This window comes from Delftia sp. Lp-1, from assembly GCF_020523835.1.
Lineage (GTDB): Bacteria > Pseudomonadota > Gammaproteobacteria > Burkholderiales > Burkholderiaceae_C > Comamonas > Comamonas acidovorans.
In genome coordinates this window covers 533,010-558,803 of record NZ_JAJALJ010000001.1, presented here as the reverse complement: position 1 = coordinate 558,803, position 25,794 = coordinate 533,010, and the positions used below count along the sequence as shown (strand labels likewise).

Sequence of the window (25,794 nt, the reverse complement as noted above, 5' to 3'; positions counted from 1 at the left end):
GCACCGGTGCCGGGTCAAAGGCTGAACATCGTTGCCGTGAGCAGGAAGTCCAGCCCCAGCACGGCCAGCGAGGCCATCACCACCGTGCGCGTGGTCGCGCGGGACACGCCTTCGGGCGTGGGCTTGGCTGCATAGCCCTGCAGCAGCGCGATGAAGGTCACCGCCACGCCGAACACCAGGCTCTTGAGAACGCCGTTGCCCAGGTCATACCACCAGTCCACGCCGTTTTGCATCTGGCCCCAGAAGGCGCCGCCATCGACGCCGATCATGACCACGCCCACCAGCCAGCCGCCGATCACGCCGACGGCACTGAAAACGGCCGCCAGCAGCGGCATGGCGATCAGGCCCGCCACGAAGCGCGGCGCCAGGATGCGGCGCACCGGGTCCACGGCCATCATCTCCATGGCCGACAACTGCTCGCCGGCCTTCATCAGGCCGATCTCGGCCGTCAGCGCCGTGCCGGCACGCCCGGCAAACAGCAGCGCCGTGACGACGGGGCCGAGTTCGCGCACCAGCGACAGCGCCACCAGCAGGCCCAGCGCCTCGGCCGAGCCATAGCGCTGCAGCGTGTAGTAGCCCTGCAGGCCCAGCACGAAACCGACGAACAGGCCGGACACGCCAATGATGGCCAGCGAATAGTTGCCCAGGAAATGGATCTGGTCGCCGATCAGCCGCGGGCGGCCCAGCGCAGGCCCCATGAGGGCGAGCAGGCGGCCGAACAGGCGCGTGCCCATGCCCAGCTGCGTCAGCTGTTGGCGAACCGCCGCGCCAATGCGTGCGGGATGCAGCCGGTTCATGCGTGCCTCCTGCCGTTGCTCTTGCCGGAGCTTGCGGGGTTGCCGAAATCTTCCTCGGCGCTCACGCCGGGGTAGTGGAAAGGCACGGGGCCGGTGGCCCGTGCGTGGATGAACTGCTGCACCAGCGGGTCGGGATTGGCCCGCACCTCATCTGGCGAGCCCTGGGCGGCGACGCCGCCGTTGCCCAGGATGACCACATGGTCGGCCACGTGGAAGGTTTCCTCCACGTCATGGGACACCAGGATGGAGGTCAGTCCCATGGCGTCGTTGAGTTCGCGGATCAGCTGGGCGGCCGTGCCCAGGGAGATGGGGTCCAGCCCGGCGAAGGGCTCGTCGTACATGATCAGTTCGGGGTCCAGCGCAATGGCCCGCGCCAGCGCCACGCGGCGGGCCATGCCGCCCGAGATCTCGCTGGGCATGAGGTCGCGCGCACCGCGCAGGCCCACGGCATGCAGCTTCATGAGCACGATGTCGCGGACCAGTTCGTCGGGAAGATCGGTGTGTTCGCGCAGCGGGAAGGCCACGTTGTCGAACACGCTCATGTCGGTGAACAGCGCGCCGAACTGGAACAGCATGCCCATACGCCGGCGCGCGGCGTACAGGCCTGCGGCGTCCATGGTGGTGACGTCCTTGCCATCGAACAATACCTGCCCCTGCTGGGCATGCTGCTGGCCGCCGATCAGGCGAAGCACCGTGGTCTTGCCGCCGCCCGACGCCCCCATCAGGGCCGTGACCTTGCCGCGCGGCACCTGCAGCGACAGGTCGCGCAGGATCACACGCTCGCCATAGCCGAAGGTGACGTTGCGCAACTCCACGAAAGAGGCGGTTGGGATCATGCTGTGGTGCGGTCGATAAATGTTCGCAGGCAAGCCCGCTATTGTGCAGACAGGTGCCGATGCCTGCTCATCACCCCCTGAGATAAACATACATCCGTGTATGTTTCTCAAAAAGTCATGGCAGAAAACGCCATAAAAAAAAGAGCATGCTTCGCTTGCTACACAAGCGTTGCACGCTCTCTAGACCTGGGGAAAGTCCGGACTGGACAGATGTTTTTTTACAACATGTTCTGCAGAAATGCCTGGGTCCGGGCGTGCTGCGGCGCTGCAAAAAAGGCTTCCGCCGGGCCTTGCTCGACGATCTCGCCCTTGTCCATGAAGATCACGCGATTGGCCACCTCGCGGGCAAAGCCCATCTCGTGGGTCACGACCAGCATGGTCATGTGCTCCTGGGCCAGCTCGCGCATGGTGCGCAGCACTTCGCCGGTCAGCTCCGGGTCCAACGCGGAGGTGGGCTCGTCGAACAGCAGGATGTCCGGCTCCATGGCCAGTGCCCGGGCGATGGCCACGCGCTGCTTTTGCCCACCCGACAGGCGGTTGGGATAGGCATCGCGCTTTTCCAGCAGGCCCACCTTGTGGAGCAGCGCCTCGGCCTTGGGCACGATCTGCTCGCGCTTGAGGCCCTTGACGACGATCGGCGCCTCGATGATGTTCTCCAGCACCGTGAGGTGCGGGAACAGGTTGAAGGACTGGAACACCATGCCCATCTTGCGGCCGATCTGGCGGATCTGCGCCTCCGGCACGTAGTGGGCGCGGCCGTCCGCGCCGCTGTCCACCAGCACCTCGCCCTCGACGGCGACACGGCCGCTGTCAATGGTTTCCAGGTGGTTGAGGCAGCGCAGGAACGTGCTCTTGCCCGATCCCGAAGGACCGATGACGGCCACCACCTCGCCGCGCGCCAGCTCCAGCGAAACGCCGCGCAGCACCGGCACACCGCCAAAGCCCTTGCAGATGTTCTGCGCACTGATCATTGTTTCGGGTTTCATTTCAATCATCCAGAGCGCGGCGTAGTACACGCTGTGTTTGAAAACGGGCGTGACCCCATACAGAAACACCGAGCAAGGGCCGCCCCGCCGCGAGGGTGTTGTCCCCCTCCCGCGTAGCGAGAGAGGGGGAAGGCGCGAAGCGCCTCAGGGGGTGCCGCGTGTCACGCGTCATACTTTGCATGGCGTTTTTCGAGGTATTGGAAGATCCAGGTCAGCACCAGCGTCATCACGAGGTAAAAGCCTGCGGCCACCACGAAGGGCGTGATGGTGAAGTCGCGCTGCACGATGCCGCGCGCGGCGCGCAGCAGGTCATTCAGGGCCAGCACGTAGATGAGCGAGGTGTCCTTGACGAGGGTGATGGTTTCGTTGCTCACAGGCGGGATGATGCGCGCCCACATCTGCGGCAGGATGATGCGGCGCATGGTCTGGCCGTAGCTCATGCCCAGCACCTTGGCACCCTCGTACTGGCCGCGGTCCACGGACTGGATGCCCGCGCGGAAGATTTCGGCGAAGTAGGCGGCATAGTTCAGCGCGAAGGCGACGACGGCGGCAGGGAAATCGGGCAGGCGCACGCCGATCACGGGCACGAAGGGCAGCGCGAAGTAGATGAACAGCATCTGCAGCATCAGCGGCGTGCCGCGCATCAGCCAGATGTAGCCGCCTACCAGCCGGCTCAGGGCGGGAAAGCGGGAGATGCGCATCAGCGCCAGCGACAGTCCCAGGGGAATGGACAGCGCCAGGGTGATGACGAAGAGCTTGAGGGTGACCAGGGCGCCCGCGGACAGCGGCCCCATGAGCGAGATTACATATTCCATCGAATGGCCTCAGTGCGGTGCGCGGCCCCGCCGGCATCGGCAGGATCCGGGCAGCCACGGGCGCGTGCGTCCCAGAACGCAAAAGACCGGCAATGCCAGGCTGGCCTTGCCGGTCGCATGGTGTGCCGGATTTACTTGATGATGTCCTTGCCGAACCACTTGGAGGCGATTTCGGCGGCCTTGCCGTCCTTCTTCATCTCGGCCAGCGCGGCTTCGAGCTTGCCCAGAACTTCGGTGTCTTCCTTGCGCAGGCCCACGCCGTAGTCCTCGGTGCCGAAGTTGTCCTCGAGCACCAGGTACTCGCCAGCCTTCTTCGCCACGTGGAAGCGCCCCACGACCTCGTCGACCACGACGGCGTCCAGGCGGCCGGCCGACAGGTCCATCAGCGCGGTGATGTTGTCGCCGAAGGTCTTCAGGTCCTTGAAGCTGGCGGCCACGGCGGCGTCCTTCTTGATGGCGTCCACGGCCGAGCTGCCATCCTGCGCGCCCACGACCTTGCCGGCCAGGCCAGCCTTGTCCTTAATGTCGGAGTTGGCGCGCACGATGATGATCTGGTGGTTCTCCATGTAGGGCGCGGTGAAGGCGATGTTCTTCTTGCGCTCTTCGGTGATGGTCAGGCCGTTCCACAGCGCGTCGACACGCTTGCCGACCAGCTCGGCTTCCTTGGCGCTCCAGTCGATGGGCTTGAAGTCCACTTCCACGTTCATGCGCTTGGCGGCTTCACGCGCCATGTCGATGTCGAAGCCGACGATCTCGTTCTTGTCGTCACGAAAGCCCATGGGGGGGAAGTTGTCGTCCAGGCCGATCACCAACTTGGTCATGGCTGCCGGCACGGGGGCGGCAACCGGCGCGGCGGCGGTCGATGCGGACTCGTTCTTGCCGCAGGCTGCCAGCAGTGCAGACAGGGCCACCATGGCCAAGAGGGTGCGTTTTTTCATGGCTTAAAGCTTTGGAGTGGAAAAAGCGAAAGGCGGCGGCCGCTGCACGCAAGGTGCGCAATCGTTGTAATGAATGGTTCCTTGGCGGAACCTTTGTCTCGGTTGGGTGCCGGCGCCGAATCCCGTATTGTCGCGCAGACCGGCGCCCCCCGCCAACACGCTGGATCAAGACCGTGCAAATCGGCAAATGGCGAGAGATGCCTGCCGGTCACTGCAGCATGAAGGTCTTGTATTCGAGCCGGTTGAGCTCGCGCGAGAGCAGGTACAGCCCCACGCACAGCGTCACCAGCATGGCCAGGCAAAAGCCGTAGCCATAGAACGCGGCGCCCAGCGCCAGCGAGATGCCCGTGAAGGCAATGTTCAGCGCCACCAGCAGCAGGCAGAGCATGAACACGATGCGCCGCTCGTCCAGGTAGAAGAACACGTTGAGCACGGCCATCACACCCACCTGCAAGCCGGCGCCCACCACCTGCACGTGCAGCAGCGGCAGGTACAGCTGGGAGATGCCCAGCAACTGCAGGATGGCCGGCCCGGCCACCAGGGTGACGAGGACGGCCAGCGTCTGCACCTTGGCGATCTCGCCCAGGCCCGCCTGGATGGCGTAGACCATCTCGTTGCGCATGGACTCGATGTATTCCAGCGATCCGCCGCCGCGCACGGCGTCGAAGAACTTGTCGTAGTACTCGACGAAGTCGGTCTCGATGCGCACCAGGAAGACCGCCATGCCCGGAATGATGGACAGGTACGACAGGAACACCGGCAGGTCGTAGATCAGCGAGGCCCTGAGCCCGCCGATGATCTGCTGCGAGGTCGGCGGGTAGTACCAGAACATGAACTTGTCGATCCAGATGCCCAGGTTGTAGAGCACGCCGATGCCGATCAGCGCCGGAAAGATCAGCGAGCGCTGCGTGAAGTCAAAGGCGATCCAGCGCTGCTGCAGCGGAAAGCTGCGCAGCACGATCATCCACATGCCGGCCAGCAGCAGCACGTGGCCGATCACGAAGCTGGCCAGCAGCCCTTCCAGCCCCCAGTAGCGCAGCGGCAGCGCCAGCAGCACGATGAGCAGGTAGGTGGCGCCGAACAGCCCGGCAATGGCCCGGTAGTGCTTGAGGCCCGACAGCAGCACCGTCATGACCCAGACCACGCACATCAGCGTGAAGCCGGCCAGCATCAGCACGCGGTACAGCAGGCCCTGGCCCGGCAGCACCACGAACAGCGCCAGCGTGCCCAGCGCGCTGGCAGTGGCCACGACCACCAGCAGCAGGCCATGCAGGTTGGGCAGGATGCTCTCGTCCTTCTTGAGGAACAGCTGGTCCGACACAAAGCGCGTGAAGGCCAGCTGCGCCGCCCCGGTCAGGATCAGGCTGCTGGCCACCAGATAGGTCACCGAGGTCTGGAACTGCGTGACCAGCAGCGGCGGCGCCACCACGCTGACGCTGAACACCCCCACCAGCAGGATGCCGATGATGGAGAACACCCACGGCCCCGAGCCGATGACGCCCGCATAGGCGTAGGCCTGGAGCACGCTGGTCAGCGTGTTCTTGCGCAGCAGGTGGCGCAGTTCGAATCCAATGCCGGCCATCAGTGTTTTTCCTCGGACTGTTGCAGCGCCCTGTCGTAGACCTGCCTGTAGCGCTCGAACAGCAGCCGGTCGGAGTAGTAGCGCTCCACGCGCGCAATCCCGGCCGCGCTGGCGGCCTGCCACTGCGCGGGCGAGCTCAGCAGCTCCAGGCAGGCGTCGGCCAGCGCCTCGGGGTTGGCAATGCCGACCACGCGCCCGCACGAGCCCAGGGCCTGGTCTTGCGGCTCCAGCCCGTCAATGAGCTGGCGGCAGGAGCCCACGTCGGTGCTGACCACGGGCACGCCTGCGGCCTGGGCTTCGAGAATCACCAGCGGCAGCGCCTCGCTGATGGAAGACAGCACGACCACGCCCACCTTGGGCAGCAGCTCCTCCACCTTCTGCATGCCCAGAAAGCGGATGTTGGCCTGCAGGCCCAGGCTGTCCACGAGGTTCTGGCATTCCTCGGCATAGGCCGGGTCCTCGGCCGTGGGGCCGGCCACCCAGGCCTGGGCCTGGGGCATCCGGTTGACCACGCGGCGCATGGCGCGGATGAAGGTCTTGATGTCCTTGATGGGCACCACGCGGCCGATCAGGCACAGCACGGGCGGCGTCTCGGTCGGCCGCTGGGTGCGCAGCGGCGCAAAGCGCTCTATGCGGATGCCGTTGGGGATGCTGACCGTGCGCTCGGCGGCCGCGCCATCGGCCACCTGGCGCAGGCGGTTGTTCTCGTACAGCGCAATGATGGGATCGGCCGCGCCATAGCAAAAGCGCCCCATCCAGTCGAAAAACCGTATCCACATCTGCCGGAAGAACGACACCTCCATGGGGTCGCGCTGGAAGATGTTGCGGTTGTCGCGGATCCAGGAGCTTTGCAGCAGGTCGATCTGGCGCTCTTTCGTGTAGATGCCATGCTCGGACAGCACCAGCGGCAGGCCGCGTGCATGGTGCAGCAGGCCGCCCAGAAATCCCGCATAGCCGGTCGAGACGGTATGCAGCACGCGCACCGGGATCAGCCCGTGGGCGATGCGCGCCATCAGCCACAGCGGCTGCAGCATGATGCGAACGGTCCAGAAGAAGTCCACGAACGACGGGTCGGTGCAGTGGCGCCGGTAGCTGTCGCGGATCAGGTCCCAGGCGAATTCGCTGTGCAGGAAATCCTCCAGCGGCAGGCTGCCGCCGGGCTGCAACTCCAGCGCAATGGAGCGCATGGCCACCAGCACCTTGGCCCGGCTTTCGGCACTGCCGTCATGCGCCTCCAGCGCGCCCAGGAATTCCCGGGCCTTGGCCAAGGCTTCGGGATGGCCGCGCGAAGGGGCGGGCTGGATATTGGAGTGCAGCGCATCAAACAGGTAGTGCTGCTCGAAGTGCACCACGTTGGGCGGCAGTGCGTAGCGGAAATCGCCATAGTCCTCGCGCCGGCTGCCCAGGAAGACGATGGCAAAGCGGTGCTCGGGATAGGCCTGCAGGATCTGGTTGACCCAGCTGGACACACCACCGCTGACATAGGGAAAAGTGCCTTCCAGCAGCAGCGCGATGTCCGCATTGGCCGCCGTGGGGAACTGGCTCGCACGGCTCATGAGGCACTCCAGTAACGGATGCTGGGCTTCAGGCGCGGCAGGGCTTGCTCGATGTCCAGCGAACGCATCAGGGCCTGCGCCTTGACGAATTCGCGCCGATCGAACAGCAGCTCGGCCTGGTAGGGCACGACGCGTGCCGGCTCCATGCCCAGCGCCAGCGAGCGCTCATAGCAGGCCAGCGACTCCACCGCCCTGCCCTGCATGTGCAGCAGCCGGCCACGGCGCAGCAGCAGCAAGGCGTTGTCGGGCCGCTGAGCGAGCACCAGGTCGCAGTAGTGCAGGGATTGCTTGATGGCGTGGTCGCGCACATCGCCCTGCGCCACGCCCTGGTAGACCAGCTCCGCGTACAGGTCGGTGAGCGCCCGAGCCGCCTGCAGGCCGCGCGGCCCGTAGGGCGCATCGCCCTCGGACTGGCGGGCATGCTCGAACAGCTGCAGCTCCTGGTGGATGGTCTTGCTGATCTCGCGCTCCTTGGCGTCCAGCATGCTGTAGGCCAGCAGGCGCAGGTCTTCGCTGGAATCGCCCAGCGCGGTGCGCAGCATGGGCGAGGCAATGCGCCCCGGCACGCTGCCCAGCGCCACCATGGCCCGCATGCGCGAGGCGACCGGCACATTGGGATTGGCCAGGAAGGACTGCAGGCCCGCTTGGCGGCGGCTGGTGCTGGCCTGCTGGTGCGGGTCGAAATCAGGCAGGGGCATCACCGGGAAACGCGGGCCGCCACGGGGGCCGCGCTGGGTGTGCAGCGCAATGGTGGCGACCACGGCGCCCAAAATGCCGGCCACCGGCACGGCATAGGCAAACAACCCCATCAGCACAACCAACGCCAGCCGCTGGCGCACCGACTTGGCCGAGGTGGCCAGGAACGGCGTCAGGCACAGCGCCAGCAGGCCGCTGGCCAGCCCGTGGGCCGTGAGATAGCCCAGCAGGGCCGCATCCGACTGGCTGCGCAGCAGCCACAGGCTGCTCCAGGAGGCGATTTCCGCGGCCAGCGCGCCCAATGCCAGCTTGAGGTTAAGCATGGCCCTGCCCCATCTGATGGAGCCGCTCCAGCACGCTGCTGGCCGAGCAGCGGTCCAGCAAGATGGTGCGCGGGAAGATGCCCGCATCGGCCAGCGAGGCCACGCCGCGCTGGGCCAGCCAGCCCTCGATGCGGTTCAGGTAGCCCTCGGCCGTGGCGTTGGTGCCCAGCGGCATGAAGATGGCCAGCAGCTGCCGGCCATCGCTTTCCTGCAGCCAGGAGCGGTCCAGCATGCGCTCCAGCCGCATGATCTGCTGGGCCATCTGGGCCTGCACAGCCGAGGGCGACAGCTCCAGCGCCACCACCACGCTGCTCAGGCGCGCGCTGCGGTTGACATGCTCCATGCGCTGCAGCTCGAACGCGAAATGCGGCGGGCAATCGGGATAGGCCTGCAGCAGCGGCGCAGCCAGGCTGTTGGCGGCCACGCTGTCCGTGTAGTAGCCCAGCAGCAGGTTGATGGTCTGCAGCGCCTCTTCCTGCAATGCGAAGAAAGGCATTTCCTCGACCAGCAGCAGGCCGTAGATCTCGCCTTCCAGGTCCAGCATGGGCGCCACGACGATGTACTGCGTCTGCTGGCCCTCCGCCATGCTTTGCGAGACATGGCACAGCACATGGCTGTCCAGCGCCTGGCGCACCAGCGGATCGTGCACATGGATGGGCCGCTCGCCCCCCAGCTGGGCAATGGGCGTGGGGTCAAGCACCTCATTGCGCACGGGCACCAGGCTGGCCACGCTGATCTGGCTGAAGCGCGACAGCAGGTTGAGCAGGCTTTGCGCATCGCCCTCGGCGCCACTGAGGCCGCTGAGCACGTTGATGGCATCGCGCATGGACACGGGACGGCCTATGAGCTCCTGCTCCAGCCGGTCATGCGACAGGCGCAGCAGGTAATGCTGGCGGATCAGCTGCTCGGTGCGCTGGTCCATGTAGTTCTGCGCCGTGCGCGCGCGGCGTATGCGTGCGCGCCAGAGGCTGGAGATCTCGCCCACGACCATGACCAGGATCAGGCCGCCCAGAAAGTACTGTTCCGGGAACAGCGACAGATCGCGCTGGTTGACGCCCAGCCAGGCCAGCAGCAGCACGCCGGCCGCCGACAGGCCTGCCACCGGCCCGTAGCGCAGGGCCACCACCACGGGCGCCAGCCAGGCCCAGGGGAACTCGGACTCCACCCACAGGGGGTTGTCCGGGTTGGCCCACATGCCGATCAAAAGGGCCAGCACCGGCAGCAGCAGCGTCTCGCTCACCACCACCCAGGGCTTGGCGCTCGTCTGCACGAGCAGGCCCAGCGGCGAGCCTCTGAATTCCGCGGCAATGCCGGCGCGGCGCGGTGCAGCGGAATGCGGTGCCGCCTTGGGCGTGCTGGCTTGGTCTGGCATGAAGAGTCGTTCCCTGGATGCGCTTATCGGGCGTTGGCCAGGCCTGTGCCCAGCAGGTTGCGGATCAGCTTCTGGCCCACGGCGGCCAGTGCCTCGCGGCTCCAGCCGCTTTGCGCGCCCGCACCGCTCCACACGGTGGCGCCGGTGCCCACGTCCACGATCTCCAAGGTCACGCCCACGGCCGGCTCGCCATCCACGCCCACCTTGTAGCGCCATTCGTCCACCGCGCCCGTCAGCGCATAGCGCACGCCTTCGCCGCGCGCCCAGGCCAGGGCGTCGTCGCGGCGCTTGGCTTCGCGGCCGTCGAACAGGGTTTCCTGCAGTGCATCGCCCGTGTAGCGCTTGACCTGGCCCACGCCACGCGCATTGATCAGCGCCGTGGCAATGGCGGCGGCGCGGTTGCCGGCCATGGGCGTTTCGGTGTGGTTCTCGAAGGGCAGCACCGCCCAGCTGGCATTCGTCTCCAGCGCGGGCGCCGTGCCCCGGTCGATGGTCGAGCAGGCAGACAGCAGGCCGACAAGGGCAATACCCGTGAGCACGCGAAGGCGGGAGGCGAGTGTGGTGCGGTGTGTCATGGAGAGGCTCCTTGAAGTCTTCGGATCAGTAGTGGAGGCGGTAGGTCAGCAACAGCTCGCGGGTATTGCCCACGGTGTTGATGCCCGACTTGGACAGATTCAGGCCCAGCGCGAGGTGGTCCGCGCCGAACAGGCTGGTGGCCAGGCCCATGCCCAGCTCGTAGCCCGCGCCGTTGACGCTGTGGTGCGTCAGGGCCAGGCTGGCGTAGGGCCGCAGCGCGCGCGTGTACTGCTGTTCGTAGCCCGTGTTGAACATCATCTGCAGGCCCGAGAAGCGGAAACTGCGCGGCAGCAGATAGTCGATGGTGGGATCGTTGAACGGCGGCAGGTAACCCAGGATGGCAGCATCCCGGCCCTGCAGCAGCGCCGGGTCGTTGCGGCTGTAGCGGTGCCAGGAGGTGAAGGCACCGAACTGCAGGGTGGGCGCCTCGCTGCGGTAGGTGTGCAGGTATTGCAGCGTCGCATGGTTGCCGGAGCCCACGCGTGCGCCGCTTTGCACGCGGTAGCGCTCCGATGCCAGCTCCAGCGTGATCTGGTCCAGGCGCGAGAGCTGGTAGCTGCTGCCCAGCGACACGCGGTCCTTCATGCCGCCCATGCGCATGGCCAGCGTTTCCTGCGTGGCCAGGTGCCGGCCCAGTGATGCCTGCAGGCTCCAGCGGCTGTCCACGTTGTAGGTCTGCGTGAACTGCATGGGCGTGTAGCCCTCCAGGCTTTCGCGCCGGCCCAGCATGAATTCGCTGGAGGCCGACTGCGTCTTGCGCGTCAGGCGAAGGCCGATGCCCCGCTCCTGCGAGGGGCCGCGCACCAGGGTGTTTTTGTTGACCGTGCGGCGCACGTCCTCGGCATCCAGGTCCAGCGCCCAGCGGGGGTTCAGGCCCACATGCCAGCGCAGCCGGGAGACCTGCTCGTCGATGGCGTCCATGCGGCGGTTGCGCAGTTGCAGGCCGCCGTAGTCGCTGAAGGCCAGCAGCTGCTCGGTCAGCGCCAGGTGCAGGGGATCGTCGTCGGGCTGGTCGGCCATGTTCTCGAAAGCCGCCGTCTGCGCCAGCCGCACATCGCCGACCATGGCTGCCGCGTTGATGCGGTCATAGCGCGGCAGCGCCTCGTCATGGCGCTGCAGCAGCTGCCCGGCCTGGGCCACATCCTTTTCCGCCAAAGCCACCGTGATCTCGGCCCACAGCGGCGAGCTGGTGCTCTTGCTGCGGCTGCGCGCGTACTGCTGCCACAGGTAACCACGCTCGGCCTGGTACTCGCCGCGCTCCTGCAGCCAGGCAATGGCCAGCTCGGCCGCCGCGGCGGAATGCTCGCGGCGCCCGCCTTCCAGGTCCATGCGCAGCAGCTCGCGCATCAGGGCGAATTCGGCATCGCCCTGCGTATGAAAGAGCATGAGCCGGCTGCGGGCCTGGCGCTGAACCTCGTCCAGCCCCTCGGCCGTCAGCCATCTGCGGGCGGCCAGGGCCGCTGCGCCGTCCTGGGCGCGTGCCCGCACCTTCTCGCGCGTCCACAGCTGCTGCCTCAGGCTCCAGGCCCGATCGGCCTGCTGGTTCTGCTCCAGCGCATCGGCGTACTGCATCATCCACAGGAAGTCGTCGGCATGCTCGGCGCGGTGCGGCTTCAGATAGCGTTCCAGCGCAACGGCCGGGCGCGACAGCGTCATGTAGGCCGCCGCCAGGGCGCCGTGCATGTCGGCATCGCGCGCCCAGACAGGCTCGGCCGCCGCCAGCAGCAGCTTGAGGGCCGCCGCATTCTGCGTGTCGATCAGCAGCCACATCAGGCCCTGGCGCAGCGGCGTGGAGCCGGGGTCCAGCGCCAGGCCCTTCTCGAAGGCCTCCATGGCCTTTTTCGATTGCGCCGTGCGCTGGTAGTAGGCGCCCAGTATCTGGAAGAAGGTGGGCTGGCCCTGCAGGCGCTTGACCAGGGCCGGGTCGGCCAAGATGCGTTCGACCTGGCTGCCGATCTGGGTCCAGTCCTCCAGGTCCTCCAGCAGGTAGAAGGCCTGCGTCAGATGGCGCACGTCATGGAACTGCTCCCAGGCGTGCAGGGACATCCGGGCCGCCTCGCGCCGGTCGGCGCGCTGCAGCAGGCGTATCACCTCGTCGTAGTCGCTGATGCCGGCGTGCGGCGTCTGCAGCAGGCGGCGGTAGGCCTTCAGCGTCAGTGCTTCCTGGCGCTGGTCCTGGGCCAGGTCGCCCAGCAGGCGCCAGTACTCGCCCTCGTCCTGCATTCCGGCGGGAATGCGCGTCTGCGCATCCTCCAGCCAGCGCAGGCCCAGGGCCGGCTCGCCCTGCAGCAGCGCGAGCACGGCGGCGGGCATGGCATGGGCCGGCGTGCGCTGCTCGGGATCGGCAAGCACACGCTTCCAGGCCTGCAGCGCCAGTTGCGACCGGCCTGCGCGTTCGGCCAGCTGGGCCAGCAGGATCTGGGACTGCGGCGTGCTGCCGTGCTTTTGCAGATAGTCGATGGCCTCGCCGGGCTCGGCCTGGCGCTCGTAGGCCTGGACCAGCGCCTGCTGCAGCGCGGCATCCTGGGGACGGCGGCTCAACTGGTGGCGCAGGCCGGCAATCAGGGCCCGGTCGTCGAACAGGCCCGGCGCCAGGCGCATCACCGTCTTCCAGGCATCCTCGCGCCCCGTGTTCTGCGCAATGACCAGCCAACTGTCCAGGGCCTGCTGCTGCTGCCCCATCCATTCGGACACCTGGGCCAGGCGTTCGCGCCAGGCCATGTCCTGCGGCGCCTGGCGCACGGCGGCCGTGGCCACGCGCCAGGCATCTTCCAGGTTGCGGTTTTCGAGGAACACCTCGTAGCCCAGCAGGTAGGTCTTGTCGTCAAAGGGCAGGCCCGGCGGCGGCTTGCGCACGGGATCGGCCGTGCGCAGCATGCGCCAGCCCGGCGCGGTCCAGGCCACGGGCTGCAGCGCCCAGGCGCCGTCGTCGGCAACCGGGTCCGGACCGACACCCGAAGCCCCGGCCACCTGCGTCTGCCATTGCTGCAGCAGCGACAGCTGCAGCAGCCGCTTGGCATAGCGCTCGGCCTCGGCCCGGTTGCCGGCCGCGCGCGCCAGGCCGATGAGCTTTCGCAGCGTCTCGGGGTCGCTGCCCAGCAGTTCTTCCTGCTGGCGCGCCAGTGCCAGCGCTTCGTTGGCACGGTTGCCGGACTGCAGCACCTGCAGGGCCTGCCAGAGATAGGCGCGCGACTGCTGGACGTCTTCGGTCGTGGCGCTGGCCTGGCGCAGCAGCCGGGCCGATTCCTCGTACAGGGACATGCCCAGCGCCTGCCGCGCTGCGGATTCATAGACCTGCGCCTTGCGCGCGGGATCGGCCTGGCGGCCTGCCACGTCGTCGTAGATGCCCAGGGCCAGCGGTGCGTCCTTGAGCACCAGCGCCGACGAGGCCAGGTACAGCGCCTGCTCCTGGGTCAGCCCCTGCAGCGGCACGTCCTTCAACGCCTGCATCACCTGCGGCGCCAGCACCTCGGCCTGGCCGCCCGCGCGGTGGTCCTGCTTTTGCGCCTCCAGATAGCCCTGGTAGGCGGCCTGCCAGTGATCCCAGGCCTGGACGGCTGCGCTGGGCAGTGCCTGCTTGGCCGCCTCTTCCCGCGCCAGCTTGATGGCCTGCAAGCGCTCTTCCTTGGCCTTGAGCAGGGCGCGCAGGTTCTCGTTGCCGGGATCGCTCTTGAGCAGGTTGCTCAGGTAGTTGTAGGACAGCTCGGAGTCATCTCCGGTGACAGAGAGCCGGCGCTCCAGATCCTGCTTGGGAAACAGCATCCACAGGGCGCCACCGATCAGTACCGCCAGCAGCGCGATCAGCCAGAAGGGAACCGTGATGGGGCGCTCAGAGCCCCCGGCATTGCGCTTGGAGTTCGACACTGTTTTGGGTACTTCTGAAGGAACGGAGGTTGGCGTTGCCGGTATCGGCACCCGCCACGGCAAGGAGGGGCGTGGCGGCGTTCGAGGAACTCAGCGAACAGCCGGCAGGCAGGTACATGCGCAGCTCCAGCGGCACATGGCCCTGCAGGGCGAAGCGCACGCCGCCGTCGGCCTGGGGCTGCCATTGCGTGAGCCGGGCATTGGCATCCACCAGATAGGGGCGCGCCGCGTGGGCGGCCGCGCCTGCAGCGTCCTGTTGCGCCTGTTGCACCAGGTATCCGGCGCTGCCGGCCAGATGCAGGTAGCTGCCATCTGCCCCCTTGGCATAGCCGGCAATGCCGCTGCTGGCAGCCATGGAAGGCAGGGCCATGCCGGGCGGCATGCGCAGCGTGCGCAGCTGGCCCGGACCCCGCAAGCGCCAGCCCTGCGCGTCGCGGCCGATGGCGAATTCGTAGAAATCCTGCACCTTGCGGATGTACTCGGAGCTGTAGACCGGGTTCAGCCGCTGCGCCAGCGCCCACTGGTAGATCCTGTGCAGCGCCTTGATGCTGGCCTGCTTGCTGGCGGAGTAGGAGTGGTAGTAGATGTCCACGGCCTTCAGGCGACGGGGAGCCTCGGTCATCTCGAAGGTCTCGATGACGCGCTCGAAGCCGTAGAACGGCCCGTGCCAGAGGTTGGTGTAGATGTTCTCGTTGGTGACGGGCGCATAGATCTGCAGGTGGCCGCCCTTGCGCAGACCCCAGCTGCGCACCTCGGTCAGCGAGGGATTGCTGCGCGTGATGGCCGTGTCTCCGCCATTCATGTTGAGCAGTCCCGCCGCGTCGGAGATGGCCAGGGCCTCGGCGCTGGGCGCCGTGTTGCCGGTCCACAGGAACACGTCCACCGGCTTGCCGGGCGGCGCCAGGCGCTTGCGGATGTAGTCGACCGAGCCATTGATCTCCCGGTTCATGTCCATCTGGTAGCCGGGGATGTGGAGGTTGAGGTTCACCTCCTTGCTGTCATCCCCGTCGGGCGCTGCCCCGGGCTCCCAGAAGAAGGGATGGGAATAGGAATGGCTGGCGATCTCGACATGGGGCATGGCGAAGATGCGCTTGGCAATGCCCTCCAGCTGGTCGGCCCACTGCGGATACAGGCCCTGCGGCGAGACTTCGGCCTCGATGACCGAGATGGTGTGCGGAATCCTGTAGCGCTCCAGAATCTCGCGGCGCAGCACTTCGCCCGCGAAGGGCGTGCCCGGCAGCTCGGCCTTGGAGGGAAAGCCGTCCCCGTCCACATGGGCCAGCAGCAGGCGGCGGCCGTTCTCGGTGGTGACGTCGGGCGCCGGAAAGTCCTGGAGGCGCAGCGCCTCGCGCAACAGCGCGAAGGGGTCGATCACCCAGCGCGACTGGTCGGTGCCCGGCATGCCCACCACCACATAGGGCATTAGAGCAAAGCCGCCCCAGGGCGTGATGGCGGCTGACACGAAGCGGCGCCCCCGCTTGTCGTCGAAGGACAGCAACTCGCGGCTGCCCCTGGTCATCTGCGGCGTGAACTCCCAGCCTTCGTAATCGTGCGCTGGCTCGGCCGGCTGTATCTCGAAACCCATGACCGGCGCCTTTTCGGCGCGCCGCAGCGGGAACACGGGTGCTGCTTCCGTGCTGCGCGTTCCCAGGGCGGCCGACATGGTGCGGTCCTGGGACAGGCCCAGCGTATTGAGCACCAGCAGCGGCATGCCCTGCTGCACCTGGTTGGCCAGCCACTGCCGCACGCTTTTGGCCCGCATATCGGGCACCGCGCCGCCGAACCAGCTCACCACGCCGGCGTAGCGGTCGCGTGACACGCCTTCGGGCAGGGGCTCGCGCACATCGGCGTAGTCGGCAACGTAGCCCATGTAGTTGATGGGCATTTCCAGAAAGCGGTGCGCCGATGCGCCGTTGATGGACGGATAGTCGGCACCGTTGTAGAGGATCAACACCCTGCGTGCCACCGCCTCCACCTGGCCTATGCCCAGGGTCTGCAGGCCTGCATCCGACACCCAGGGGATGATGCCCAGCTGCGCAATGCGGCGGGCCGTCTCGCGCGTGGCGTCGCGGTCATGCGGGGCCACGTAGTCGATGGACAGCACCGGCAGGCGGTCACGCTCGCGGATGGTCTGCAGTTGCTGCAGCAGCCATTCACGGTCTTTCTCGGGCACGTTCACATAGCGCTTGAGGCTGGCATCCCAGCCCCGCAACAGCGACTCCGCCGCCACCATCTGCACCTTGTCGCGCACGCGCGGCACGATCTCGAAGCCCCGGTTCAGGATCAGCCGGATGCCGGGGTAGCGCTGGTGCAGCGTCTCGATGACGCGCACCAGGCCGTCCTGCTGGGCCTTTTCGTCGAAATTCGCGGCCAGGCGGTAGGAGTCCAGCGTGTCCAGGAAGAAGCCGCGAAAGCCCTGCTTCCACAGCGGTGCGATCACCTCGTCGGCAAAGAAAGCGGGCCACTGGGCAGGCGTCTGGTCCAGGACGATGGACTGCCAGGCGCCATTGCGCGCCATCTTCCAGGCCTCGGGAATCTTGCCGAAGTAGGCGCGCTCGGGCAGCACCTCGGCCACGGAAGCGTAGGCATACAGTTCGCTGCCCGGGGCCTGCGTGCGGAACCGGACCGGGTCATAGCCATGGCCCGGCTCCACGACGGCAATGTCGTAGAGGCTCAATTCACTGAGCGATGCCTTGTTCCCGTAATAGACAGCCACCGCGGGTTCGGCAGCCTGCACCACCCAGCCGCACAGCAACCCCCAGCAGACCAGGCAGCTTCGCAGGAAACCGTTCACGGCCTTCTCCTCGGGGCATGGTGACGCCCCATCAATTCATAGTTTTTATGCATCAAATTTCTTAGCAATTTGATGAAAGCTATCGTCAATTCGACGAAATGCGGGCCGAGCATAACGTTGTTTGTCTACAAACGTGTTTTCTTCCTACTTTTGTGCTCAGCGCACTTGAACCCGGGGAGAAGCTGGGTTATTGCGATACTAGGCACGCCAAAAAATCACCAATGAGAGGTATTCATGATCCTGGTCACAGGCGGCGCCGGCTTCATCGGCTCCCACACCTGCGTGGAGCTGGCCGCCGCAGGCGAGCCCTACCTGATCTACGACAACTTCAGCAACAGCAGCGCCGACGTGCTCGACCGCATGGAACGCATCACGGGCCGGCGCCCGCTGTGCGTGGAAGGCGACGTGCGCGACCGCGCCGCGCTGGACCGGCTGTTTGCCCAGCATTGCATCCAAGAGGTGATCCACTTCGCCGCGCTCAAGGCCGTGGGCGAATCCGTGGCCCAGCCACTGCGCTACTACGAACACAACGTGGGCGGCACGGTCGCCCTGCTGCAGGCCATGCGGACGGCGGGCGTGCACAGCCTGGTGTTCTCCTCCTCGGCCACGGTCTACGGCGATCCGGCCAGCCTGCCGATCCGCGAAGACTTTCCGCTGTCCGCCACCAACCCCTACGGCCGCAGCAAGCTGTGGATCGAGGAAATGCTGGCCGACCTGGACAGGGCCGAGCCCGGCCAATGGAGCCTGGCAAGGCTGCGCTACTTCAACCCCGTGGGCGCCCATGAAAGCGGCCTGATCGGCGAGGACCCGCGCGACATCCCCAACAACCTCATGCCCTATGTGTCGCAGGTCGCCATCGGCCAGCGCCAGCAGCTCAGTGTCTATGGCGATGACTATGCGACGCCGGACGGCACGGGCGTGCGCGACTACATCCACGTCACCGACCTGGCGCGCGGCCACCTGGCGGCGCTGCGCTATCTGCGCGAGCAGCAGGGCCTGCTGACCGTGAACCTGGGCACGGGGCGCCCGGTCTCGGTGCTGGAGATGGTCAAGGCCTTCGAGCGCGCCAGCGGCCGCCCCGTGCCCTACCAGATCGTGGCGCGCCGTCCCGGCGACGTGGCCCAGTGCTGGGCCGACCCCGCCGAGGCCGAGCGCCTGCTGGGCTGGAAGGCCATGCTGGACCTGGACCGCATGTGCGAGGACGCATGGCGCTGGCAAAGCCAGGCCGCAGGCCTCAAGCGCTGAACCCCGCAGCGCCTGCGGGCGCCGAGGGCGTGGTATCTTTTCGCCCTTGTTTCACGCCCTAGCCACGAGTCTGCCCATGCTTGCCAAACGCATCATCCCCTGTCTTGACGTCACGGGAGGGCGCGTCGTCAAAGGCGTGAACTTCGTGGAGCTGCGCGATGCGGGCGACCCGGTGGAGATCGCCGCGCGCTACAACGCCCAGGGCGCGGACGAGCTGACCTTCCTGGACATCACGGCCACCAGCGACGGGCGCGACCTGATCCTGCCCATCATCGAGTCCGTGGCCAGCCAGGTCTTCATTCCCCTGACCGTCGGCGGCGGTGTGCGCACCGTCGAGGACGTGCGCCGCCTGCTCAACGCGGGCGCCGACAAGACCAGCTTCAACTCGGCCGCCATCGCCAATCCCGATGTGATCAATGCGGCCTCGGACAAGTACGGCGCGCAATGCATCGTCGTGGCCATCGATGCCAAGCGGCGCACGGCCGAGGACGAGCAGCGCATCGGCGCCGATGGCCGCGCTGCCGGCCCCGGCTGGGACGTGTACAGCCACGGTGGACGCAAGAACACCGGCCTGGATGCCGTGCAGTGGGCCGCCGAAATGGCGCGCCGCGGCGCGGGCGAGATCCTGCTGACCAGCATGGACCGCGACGGCACCAAGTCCGGGTTCGACCTGAAGCTCACGCGCGCCGTCAGCGACGCCGTGCCCGTGCCCGTGATCGCCTCGGGCGGCGTGGGCTCGCTGGACGACCTGGCCGATGGCGTGACCCTGGGCGGCGCCGACGCGGTGCTGGCCGCCAGCATCTTCCACTACGGCGAATTCACCGTGGGCCAGGCCAAGCAGCGCATGGCCGAGCGCGGCGTGCCCGTGCGCCTCTGATACGGCGCGTCGGCGGACTCCTTCATTTCAGTTTTCCATGGCGCTCGCGCCGCCCACAACCCATGAAACCGGCGCGGCCCAAGGGACCAGGGACAGCGAGCAAGGGCCGCCCCGCAGCAAGGCTGTCGTCTCCCTCCCGCGCAGCGAGAGAGGGGGAAGGCGCGAAGCGACTCAGGGGGTGTATTTTCAATCCAGGCAATTCCTGACAATCCTGTCACAGGGATGCCCACCCAGGATATTCACAATGCAGGCAATGAACTGGCTAGATCAAGTCAAATGGGATGCGCAGGGCCTGGTGCCCGTGATCGCGCAGGAAAAGGACACGGGCGACGTGATGATGTTCGCCTGGATGAACCGCGAGGCCCTGGCCAAGACGGCCGAGCTGGGCCGCGCCGTCTACTTCAGCCGCTCGCGCAACAAGCTGTGGTTCAAGGGCGAGGAATCGGGCCACGTGCAGACCGTGCACGAGGTGCGCATCGACTGCGACAACGACGTGGTCCTGCTCAAGATCACCCAGACCGGCCACGAGCCCGGCATTGCCTGCCACACGGGGCGCCACAGCTGCTTCTACAGCGTGCTGCAGAACGGCCAGTGGCAGGCCGTCGATCCGGTCTTGAAAGACCCCGAATCGATCTACAAATGAATTCCACGAACATGAACGAAACCGCAAGCACTTCCTCGCTGGACGCCCTGGCGCGCCTGGCCGCCGTCATCGAAAGCCGCAAGCCCGCCAACGGCGGCGACCCCGACAAGAGCTACGTCGCCCGCCTGCTGCACAAGGGCCCGGATGCCTTTCTGAAGAAGATCGGCGAAGAGGCCACCGAAGTGGTCATGGCCGCCAAGGACGCAGACCATGGCGGAGACGCCGGCAAAATCCTCTACGAAGTGGCCGATCTGTGGTTCCATAGCATGATCGCCCTGGCCCACTATGGCCTGACGCCCGCCCAGGTCGTTGCCGAGCTGGAACGCCGCGAAGGCACTAGCGGCATCGAGGAAAAGGCGCTGCGCAAGGCCCAGGAACGTGATGTGAACGAGAAAGGACCGCTGCCATGAATGACGATTACATCGAAGTCCGTGCCCTGGACCAGTCCCGCATCGAAGGCCTCAAGGCCTGGGGCTGGGTCAGCTACCTGCTGCACCTGGTGGTGGCCGTGGCCGCCGTCGTGCCGGGTGCGCAGCCCAGCATTGCGCTGCTGGTGATCGCCCTGATCATCGATCTGGTCAAGCGCGGCGACGCCGAAGGCAGCTGGATGGCCAACCACTTCTCGTGGCGCATCCGCAGCGTGATCTGGGCCGGCATCCTGTACTTGGTCACGGCGCCGCTGTGGCTGCTGTTCTTCGTGCCCGGCTGGATCGCCTGGACCGTCATCTCCATCTGGTTCCTCTACCGCATCGTGCGCGGCATGGTCGCCATGAACCGCAACCAGGCCGTGGACCGCTGAAGGTCCCGGGCAAACCGCCATGACTCCGACCCCGACCTGCAAGATCAACCTCGCCCTGCAGGGCGGGGGCTCGCACGGTGCCCTGACCTGGGGCGTGCTGGATGCGCTGCTGGAAGACGGCAGCCTTGTCTTCGACGGCATCAGCGGCACCAGCGCCGGTGCCATGAATGCCGTGGCCCTGGCCCAGGGCTTTGCCAAGGCTGCACGCCAGGAAAGCGATCCGGTGGCCGCCCAGGCGCTGGGGGCCGAGCTGGCCCGCGCCACGCTGACCGAACTCTGGGAAGGCGTGGGCACCATGGGCAGCCTGATGTGGGGCGCGCCCCTGCCGGGCAGCCCCTTCATGGGCGTGCTCAACCAGTTCTTCTCGCCCTACCAGACCAACCCGCTGGACATCAACCCGCTGCGCAAGCTGCTCGAACGGGTCGTGGATTTCGAGGCGCTGACGCATCCGCCCGTGGAGGGCGTGGTGCCCAAGGTCTTTGTCTGCGCCACCAATGTGCGCACGGGCCGGGGCTGCATCTTTTCGGGCAGAAAACTCAGTGCCGACGCGGTCATGGCCTCGGCCTGCCTGCCCCAGCTGTTCAAGGCCGTGGAAATCGATGGCGAGCCTTACTGGGACGGCGGCTTCTCGGGCAATCCCGCCCTGTATCCCCTGATCTACGGCACCGCGTCCAGCGACATCCTGCTGGTGCAGATCAATCCCATCGAGCACACCGACCTGCCCAATACAGCGGCCGACATCATGGACCGCATGAACGAGGTCACCTTCAACGCCGGCCTGCTGTCCGAGTTGCGCGCCATCGAGTTCGTCAAGCGCCTGCTGGAGCAGGGCAAGCTGGACCCGACACGCTACAAAAAGGTGCTGCTGCACCGCGTGGACGGCGGCTCCGTGCTCAAGGGCTATGGCGCCTCGACCAAGACGCGCTCCGACATGCGCTTCGTGCGCGAGCTGTTCGAGCTCGGACGCGAGCAGGGCCAGCAGTGGCTCCAGCAGCACCGCAGCGACATCGGCGTGCGCCAGACGCTGCGCATCAACGACAATCCGGCCTGATTTCCAACCTACCGCCAGCCTCCCAGGATTCCTGTAGCGCCATGCACGACCACGCCCCGAACTGCCTGTTTTGCCGCATCACCAAAGGCGAGATTCCTTCCCGCAAGGTCTATGAGGACGAAGAAGTCTTCGCCTTCCACGACATCCATCCCGGCGCGCCCATCCACTTCCTGATGGTACCCAAGAAGCACATCCCCTCCATGGCCCAGGTCCAGGCCGAGGACGCCCCGCTGCTGGGCCGCCTGATGGCGCTGGCGCCCCGCCTGGCTGCCGAGCAAGGCTGCAACCCGTATCCGGACGGCGGCTTTCGCCTGGTGGTCAACACGGGCACCGAAGGCGGCCAGGAAGTCCACCACCTGCATATCCACGTCATGGGCGGCCCCCGCCCCTGGCTCAAGGGCTGAAACTAAAGGGCTGAAAACGCCGCAGCGGCCACGCTGCCTGCGGCAGACGGCTGCCGCCCGGCACAAGGTGGCCCGTCTCTTGCTTGAGGCACCCCCTGTTTCTTGCGTCGGCCAAACGGCTTTTGTGGGGCCTTGCGAACTGCCGCCATGGCCCGGCGTCTAAAATGACCTGCAATTCTTAGGAGAGATTCTCATGGGCTCGTTTTCCATCTGGCATTGGCTGATCGTCCTGGCCATCGTGGTTCTGGTGTTCGGCACCAAGAAGCTGAAGAACATCGGTTCCGACCTCGGCGGCGCCGTCAAGGGCTTCAAGGACGGCGTGAAGGACGGTTCGACCTCCACCGACACTCCCGCAGCCGCTCCCGGCCAGGTCGCCGGCCAGACGGCTGCCGACAAGACCACCATCGACGTCGAAGCCAAGCAAAAGAGCTGATGGCCCGCACGCCAAGCTTCCATGTTTGATATTGGCCTTTCCAAGATGGCGCTCATCGGTGCCGTGGCCCTCGTGGTCATTGGTCCCGAGAAGCTGCCGCGCGTGGCGCGTACCGTCGGCACCCTGCTGGGCAAGGCCCAGCGCTATGTCTCCGATGTGAAGGCCGAGGTCAACCGTTCGATGGAACTCGACGAGTTGCGCAAGATGAAGGACACCGTGGAGGGCGCGGCGCGAGACGTCGAGCAATCCATCCACACTTCGGCCGCCAACTTCGAGAAGGACTGGAACGAGTCCACGGCAGCGCTCAACGGCACGTCTTCCTCGTACGACTCCTCTTCCTACGGCTCCGACAGCGATACGTACAGCGCCGTGGCGCCGGCCTACCGCCACCCGGGCAAGAACTGGCGCCTCAAGCGTGCCGCCGTGCCCCAGTGGTACAAGGCCCGTGCCGGTGTGCGCACCAAGGCTCAGTCGGGCGCGGCGCGCGTGGCGCGCTTTCGCCCCCAGAAGTCCCGCTGAAGATGCCGGCGCGCCGCGGGCCACGAGGCAACCAGCCCAACCTCTGCCACCCGGGCACCCGCCATTGCCGAATCCTGCCCGATCCGTCGGGCTTTCTGCTTTTCACCCCAGGTCCGTGGATGCCCTTGCGGCCCGCCGCGGTTTCGCACCATGTCCGACATTCCACCTAAAGACGACGAGCTGGCAGGCACCGAGCAGCCTTTCGTCCAGCACCTGATGGAGCTACGCGACCGCCTGCTCTATTGCATCTACGGCATCGGTCTGGCGATCGCCGTGCTGGCCGTGTGGCCCGGCCCCAACGGGCTGATCGACTTCATCGCCCACCCGATCAAGGCCCACATGCCGCCCGATGCCAAGCTCATCGCGGTGGGCGTGTTCACGCCCTTCTTCGTACCGCTCAAGGTGCTGATGATGGTGGGCGTGCTGGCCGTGCTGCCCTGGATCATGTACCAGATGTGGGCTTTCGTGGCGCCCGGCCTGTACAGCCACGAGAAGCGCTTCGCGCTGCCGCTGATCATCTTCGGTAGCCTGCTGGCCTATATCGGCATCGCCTTCGTGCAGTTCTTCGTGCTCGACAAGATGTTTGCCTTCATCCAGGGCTTCACCCCGGACAGCGTGGCGGCCACGCCGGACATCGCCTCCTATGTGGAGGCCATCCTGTCGCTGTACCTGGCCTTTGGCCTGGCCTTCCAGGTGCCCATCGTGGTCATGCTGCTGGTGCGCTTCGGCCTGGTGGACATTGCCAAGCTCAAGTCCTTCCGTGGCTACTTCATCGTGGTGGCCTTCATCATCGCCGCCGTGGTCACGCCGCCCGACGTGATCTCCCAGCTGGCCCTGGCCATTCCGATGTGCATTCTTTACGAAATAGGCATCCTGGGCGCCGGCTGGTTCAGCCGCGTCTCCAAGGCACCGGAAGAAGAAGCCGAGCCCGGCACCGCAGTGGACAAGCCAGCAGACGACAAGCCCGCGCAATAGCCCCCGCAGCACGAAAAGCAAAAAGCCCTTGGTTCATCACCAAGGGCTTTTTCTTTAGCCACCGTACTCTCTCATATCAGTCCGGAGCATTCGAAACTGGCGCACTTCAAACCCAGGGACAGCGAGCAAGGGCCGCCCCGCAGCAAGGCTGTCGTCCCCCTCCCTCGCGCAGCGAGTAGAGAGGGGAAGGCGCGAAGCGACTCAGGGGGAGCCTACCTCAACGCGGCAGGTCGGACGTGCCCATGAGGAACTCGTCGATGGAGCGAGCGGCCTGGCGGCCTTCGCGGATGGCCCAGACGACCAGGGACTGCCCGCGGCGCACGTCGCCGGCGGCGAACAGCTTGGGCACGCTGGTGGCGTAGCCGCCTGTGAAGTCGGTGGTGGCCTTGGCGTTGCCGCGTGCGTCCTTGTCCACGCCAAAGGCGTCGAGCACGGCCTGCACGGGGCTGACGAAGCCCATGGCCAGCAGCACCAGATCGGCCTTGAGCACCTGCTCGCTGCCGGGCACCTCGACCATCTTGCCGTCCTTCATTTCGATGCGCACGGTCTTGACGGCCGTGACCTGACCCTTCTCGCCGATGAACTCCTTGGTGGCGATGGCGAACTCGCGCTCGCAGCCTTCCTCGTGGCTGGAGCTGGTGCGCAGCTTGATCGGCCAGTAGGGCCAGACCAGGGGCTTGTTCTCCTGCTCGGGCGGCATGGGCATCAGCTCGAACTGGGTCACGCTGACGGCGCCGTGGCGGTTGCTGGTGCCCACGCAGTCGGAGCCGGTGTCGCCGCCACCGATGACGATGACGTGCTTGCCATCGGCCCGCAGCTGACCTTTGAGCTTGTCGCCGGCGTTGACCTTGTTTTGCTGCGGCAGGAACTCCATGGCGAAATGGATGCCCTTGAGTTCGCGCCCCGGCACGGGCAGGTCGCGCGACTGCTCGGCACCGCCTGTCAGCAGCACGGCGTCGAACTCGGCCATGAGCTGCTCGGGGCTGACGGTTTCCTTGGCCCAGTTGGTGACCTTGGAGTCTTCGCCCAGGCCGTCCTTGCCCGCCACCAGCACGCCGGTACGGATCTTGACGCCTTCGGCCACGAGCTGCTCGACGCGGCGGTCGATGTGCGACTTCTCCATCTTGAAGTCGGGAATGCCGTAGCGCAGCAGGCCGCCCACGCGGTCGTTCTTCTCGAACAGCGTGACATCGTGGCCGGCGCGCGCCAGTTGCTGCGATGCGGCCAGGCCTGCGGGGCCTGCGCCGACCACGGCGACCTTCTTGCCGGTCTTGCGGCTGCTGGGCAGGGGCTTGACCCAGCCTTCGGCCCAGGCTCGGTCGATGATGGCGTGCTCGATGGACTTGATGCCCACGGCGTCGTCGTTGATGTTCAGGGTGCAGGCGGCCTCGCAGGGCGCGGGGCAGATGCGGCCGGTGAACTCGGGGAAGTTGTTGGTGCTGTGCAGCACGGCGCTGGCGCTCTTCCAGCCGCCGTGGAAGACCAGGTCGTTGAAGTCCGGAATGATGTTGTTGACCGGGCAGCCGCTGTTGCAGAACGGCGTGCCGCAGTCCATGCAGCGCGCGCCCTGGATCTTGGCCTGGCTGTCATCGAGGCCGATGACGAATTCCTTGTAGTGCTTCACGCGCTCGACGACGGGCGCGTAGCCCTCCTCGAGGCGTTCATATTCCATGAAGCCGGTGGTCTTTCCCATGATTCGTTGTCCTGATGTGT

Annotated in this window: 23 protein-coding genes; 10 read left to right on the top strand and 13 right to left on the bottom strand. The window is 66.6% G+C overall.

All coding sequences use genetic code 11. From position 1 onward, the window contains the following. Positions 1-14: 14 nt before the first annotated feature. From mlaE to LGR64_RS02345, 12 genes are all read right to left on the bottom strand, one after another. Positions 15-797 (bottom strand): lipid asymmetry maintenance ABC transporter permease subunit MlaE, encoded by a 783-nt coding sequence (gene mlaE / locus LGR64_RS02400; RefSeq protein ID WP_012207333.1) that lies wholly within the window; start codon positions 795-797, stop codon positions 15-17. Next, complete coding sequence (locus LGR64_RS02395) at positions 794-1,633, bottom strand: ABC transporter ATP-binding protein (protein ID WP_013800794.1); 840 nt, start codon at positions 1,631-1,633, stop codon at positions 794-796. The genes mlaE and LGR64_RS02395 overlap by 4 nt, the downstream gene beginning before the upstream one ends. A gap of 218 nt (positions 1,634-1,851) precedes the next feature. Continuing rightward, positions 1,852-2,619, bottom strand: a complete 768-nt coding sequence (locus tag LGR64_RS02390) for an amino acid ABC transporter ATP-binding protein (RefSeq protein WP_016451003.1) — start codon at positions 2,617-2,619, stop codon at positions 1,852-1,854. 161 nt (positions 2,620-2,780) lie between these two features. After that, on the bottom strand, positions 2,781-3,434 hold the full coding sequence (locus LGR64_RS02385; RefSeq protein WP_012207336.1) for an amino acid ABC transporter permease: 654 nt from the start codon (positions 3,432-3,434) through the stop codon (positions 2,781-2,783). Positions 3,435-3,565: 131 nt separating this feature from the next. Next, the gene (locus tag LGR64_RS02380) at positions 3,566-4,372 is read right to left on the bottom strand and encodes an amino acid ABC transporter substrate-binding protein (protein WP_012207337.1); all 807 of its coding nucleotides are present in this window, start codon (positions 4,370-4,372) and stop codon (positions 3,566-3,568) included. Between the two features lie 208 nt (positions 4,373-4,580). Beyond that, the gene (gene pelG, locus LGR64_RS02375) at positions 4,581-5,954 is read right to left on the bottom strand and encodes an exopolysaccharide Pel transporter PelG (RefSeq protein WP_012207338.1); all 1,374 of its coding nucleotides are present in this window, start codon (positions 5,952-5,954) and stop codon (positions 4,581-4,583) included. Then, complete coding sequence (pelF, locus tag LGR64_RS02370; RefSeq protein WP_141835146.1) at positions 5,954-7,510, bottom strand: GT4 family glycosyltransferase PelF; 1,557 nt, start codon at positions 7,508-7,510, stop codon at positions 5,954-5,956. The genes pelG and pelF overlap by 1 nt, the downstream gene beginning before the upstream one ends. Further along, positions 7,507-8,529 (bottom strand): hypothetical protein, encoded by a 1,023-nt coding sequence (locus LGR64_RS02365; RefSeq protein WP_141835149.1) that lies wholly within the window; start codon positions 8,527-8,529, stop codon positions 7,507-7,509. Before LGR64_RS02365 ends, pelF begins: the two co-directional genes overlap by 4 nt. Further along, entirely contained in the window at positions 8,522-9,901 is a 1,380-nt protein-coding gene (locus LGR64_RS02360) for a PelD GGDEF domain-containing protein (RefSeq protein ID WP_034396973.1), read from the bottom strand. Before LGR64_RS02360 ends, LGR64_RS02365 begins: the two co-directional genes overlap by 8 nt. 23 nt (positions 9,902-9,924) lie before the next feature. Further along, positions 9,925-10,476 (bottom strand): hypothetical protein, encoded by a 552-nt coding sequence (locus LGR64_RS02355; protein ID WP_016450997.1) that lies wholly within the window; start codon positions 10,474-10,476, stop codon positions 9,925-9,927. Positions 10,477-10,501: 25 nt separating this feature from the next. Further along, positions 10,502-14,341, bottom strand: coding sequence for a tetratricopeptide repeat protein (locus LGR64_RS02350; protein ID WP_230354946.1), 3,840 nt, complete (start codon positions 14,339-14,341; stop codon positions 10,502-10,504). After that, positions 14,307-17,135, bottom strand: a complete 2,829-nt coding sequence (locus LGR64_RS02345; protein WP_141835154.1) for a bifunctional glycoside hydrolase 114/ polysaccharide deacetylase family protein — start codon at positions 17,133-17,135, stop codon at positions 14,307-14,309. Before LGR64_RS02345 ends, LGR64_RS02350 begins: the two co-directional genes overlap by 35 nt. A gap of 234 nt (positions 17,136-17,369) precedes the next feature. On the opposite strand from LGR64_RS02345, the gene galE reads away from it, so the two are divergent. The 10 genes from galE (at position 17,370) to tatC (ending at position 24,081) form a co-directional block, all read left to right on the top strand. Then, a complete protein-coding gene (galE, locus tag LGR64_RS02340) occupies positions 17,370-18,380 on the top strand; it encodes a UDP-glucose 4-epimerase GalE (protein ID WP_088163824.1) in 1,011 nt (336 codons plus the stop codon). 76 nt (positions 18,381-18,456) lie between these two features. After that, positions 18,457-19,257 (top strand): imidazole glycerol phosphate synthase subunit HisF, encoded by an 801-nt coding sequence (gene hisF / locus LGR64_RS02335; protein WP_013800786.1) that lies wholly within the window; start codon positions 18,457-18,459, stop codon positions 19,255-19,257. 244 nt (positions 19,258-19,501) lie between these two features. Then, complete coding sequence (hisI, locus tag LGR64_RS02330; RefSeq protein WP_013800785.1) at positions 19,502-19,900, top strand: phosphoribosyl-AMP cyclohydrolase; 399 nt, start codon at positions 19,502-19,504, stop codon at positions 19,898-19,900. Continuing rightward, positions 19,897-20,310, top strand: a complete 414-nt coding sequence (locus tag LGR64_RS02325; protein WP_141835157.1) for a phosphoribosyl-ATP diphosphatase — start codon at positions 19,897-19,899, stop codon at positions 20,308-20,310. The genes hisI and LGR64_RS02325 overlap by 4 nt, the downstream gene beginning before the upstream one ends. Further along, positions 20,307-20,699 (top strand): DUF4870 family protein, encoded by a 393-nt coding sequence (locus LGR64_RS02320; protein WP_013800783.1) that lies wholly within the window; start codon positions 20,307-20,309, stop codon positions 20,697-20,699. The genes LGR64_RS02325 and LGR64_RS02320 overlap by 4 nt, the downstream gene beginning before the upstream one ends. A 19-nt stretch (positions 20,700-20,718) precedes the next feature. After that, positions 20,719-21,750, top strand: coding sequence for a patatin-like phospholipase family protein (locus LGR64_RS02315; RefSeq protein ID WP_088163820.1), 1,032 nt, complete (start codon positions 20,719-20,721; stop codon positions 21,748-21,750). 41 nt (positions 21,751-21,791) lie between these two features. Then, a complete protein-coding gene (locus tag LGR64_RS02310; RefSeq protein WP_141835160.1) occupies positions 21,792-22,154 on the top strand; it encodes a histidine triad nucleotide-binding protein in 363 nt (120 codons plus the stop codon). A gap of 193 nt (positions 22,155-22,347) precedes the next feature. Continuing rightward, positions 22,348-22,587 carry a Sec-independent protein translocase subunit TatA gene (gene tatA, locus LGR64_RS02305; protein ID WP_013800780.1) on the top strand — a complete coding sequence of 80 codons (240 nt, stop codon included), beginning with the start codon at positions 22,348-22,350 and terminating at the stop codon, positions 22,585-22,587. Positions 22,588-22,608: 21 nt separating this feature from the next. Then, positions 22,609-23,106 (top strand): Sec-independent protein translocase protein TatB, encoded by a 498-nt coding sequence (tatB, locus tag LGR64_RS02300; protein WP_016450990.1) that lies wholly within the window; start codon positions 22,609-22,611, stop codon positions 23,104-23,106. A 150-nt stretch (positions 23,107-23,256) separates the two neighbouring features. Then, entirely contained in the window at positions 23,257-24,081 is an 825-nt protein-coding gene (gene tatC, locus LGR64_RS02295) for a twin-arginine translocase subunit TatC (protein WP_096913951.1), read from the top strand. Between the two features lie 217 nt (positions 24,082-24,298). Here tatC and LGR64_RS02290 read toward each other — a convergent pair whose 3' ends face one another. Then, on the bottom strand, positions 24,299-25,774 hold the full coding sequence (locus LGR64_RS02290) for a glutamate synthase subunit beta (RefSeq protein WP_013800778.1): 1,476 nt from the start codon (positions 25,772-25,774) through the stop codon (positions 24,299-24,301). Positions 25,775-25,794: the final 20 nt, after the last annotated feature.

Bases quoted from the DNA above. Each gene is read 5' to 3' on its own strand.
- LGR64_RS02355 (WP_016450997.1), bottom strand. From the start codon at position 10,476: ATGACACACCGCACCACACTCGCCTCCCGCCTTCGCGTGCTCACGGGT.
- hisI (WP_013800785.1), top strand. From the start codon at position 19,502: ATGCAGGCAATGAACTGGCTAGATCAAGTCAAATGGGATGCGCAGGGC.
- hisF (WP_013800786.1), top strand. From the start codon at position 18,457: ATGCTTGCCAAACGCATCATCCCCTGTCTTGACGTCACGGGAGGGCGC.
- pelG (WP_012207338.1), bottom strand. From the start codon at position 5,954: ATGGCCGGCATTGGATTCGAACTGCGCCACCTGCTGCGCAAGAACACG.
- LGR64_RS02315 (WP_088163820.1), top strand. From the start codon at position 20,719: ATGACTCCGACCCCGACCTGCAAGATCAACCTCGCCCTGCAGGGCGGG.
- tatA (WP_013800780.1), top strand. From the start codon at position 22,348: ATGGGCTCGTTTTCCATCTGGCATTGGCTGATCGTCCTGGCCATCGTG.
- LGR64_RS02310 (WP_141835160.1), top strand. From the start codon at position 21,792: ATGCACGACCACGCCCCGAACTGCCTGTTTTGCCGCATCACCAAAGGC.
- LGR64_RS02360 (WP_034396973.1), bottom strand. From the start codon at position 9,901: ATGCCAGACCAAGCCAGCACGCCCAAGGCGGCACCGCATTCCGCTGCA.
- tatB (WP_016450990.1), top strand. From the start codon at position 22,609: ATGTTTGATATTGGCCTTTCCAAGATGGCGCTCATCGGTGCCGTGGCC.
- LGR64_RS02395 (WP_013800794.1), bottom strand. From the start codon at position 1,633: ATGATCCCAACCGCCTCTTTCGTGGAGTTGCGCAACGTCACCTTCGGC.
- galE (WP_088163824.1), top strand. From the start codon at position 17,370: ATGATCCTGGTCACAGGCGGCGCCGGCTTCATCGGCTCCCACACCTGC.
- LGR64_RS02320 (WP_013800783.1), top strand. From the start codon at position 20,307: ATGAATGACGATTACATCGAAGTCCGTGCCCTGGACCAGTCCCGCATC.
- mlaE (WP_012207333.1), bottom strand. From the start codon at position 797: ATGAACCGGCTGCATCCCGCACGCATTGGCGCGGCGGTTCGCCAACAG.
- LGR64_RS02385 (WP_012207336.1), bottom strand. From the start codon at position 3,434: ATGGAATATGTAATCTCGCTCATGGGGCCGCTGTCCGCGGGCGCCCTG.
- tatC (WP_096913951.1), top strand. From the start codon at position 23,257: ATGTCCGACATTCCACCTAAAGACGACGAGCTGGCAGGCACCGAGCAG.
- LGR64_RS02390 (WP_016451003.1), bottom strand. From the start codon at position 2,619: ATGAAACCCGAAACAATGATCAGTGCGCAGAACATCTGCAAGGGCTTT.
- LGR64_RS02365 (WP_141835149.1), bottom strand. From the start codon at position 8,529: ATGCTTAACCTCAAGCTGGCATTGGGCGCGCTGGCCGCGGAAATCGCC.
- pelF (WP_141835146.1), bottom strand. From the start codon at position 7,510: ATGAGCCGTGCGAGCCAGTTCCCCACGGCGGCCAATGCGGACATCGCG.
- LGR64_RS02290 (WP_013800778.1), bottom strand. From the start codon at position 25,774: ATGGGAAAGACCACCGGCTTCATGGAATATGAACGCCTCGAGGAGGGC.
- LGR64_RS02380 (WP_012207337.1), bottom strand. From the start codon at position 4,372: ATGAAAAAACGCACCCTCTTGGCCATGGTGGCCCTGTCTGCACTGCTG.
- LGR64_RS02325 (WP_141835157.1), top strand. From the start codon at position 19,897: ATGAATTCCACGAACATGAACGAAACCGCAAGCACTTCCTCGCTGGAC.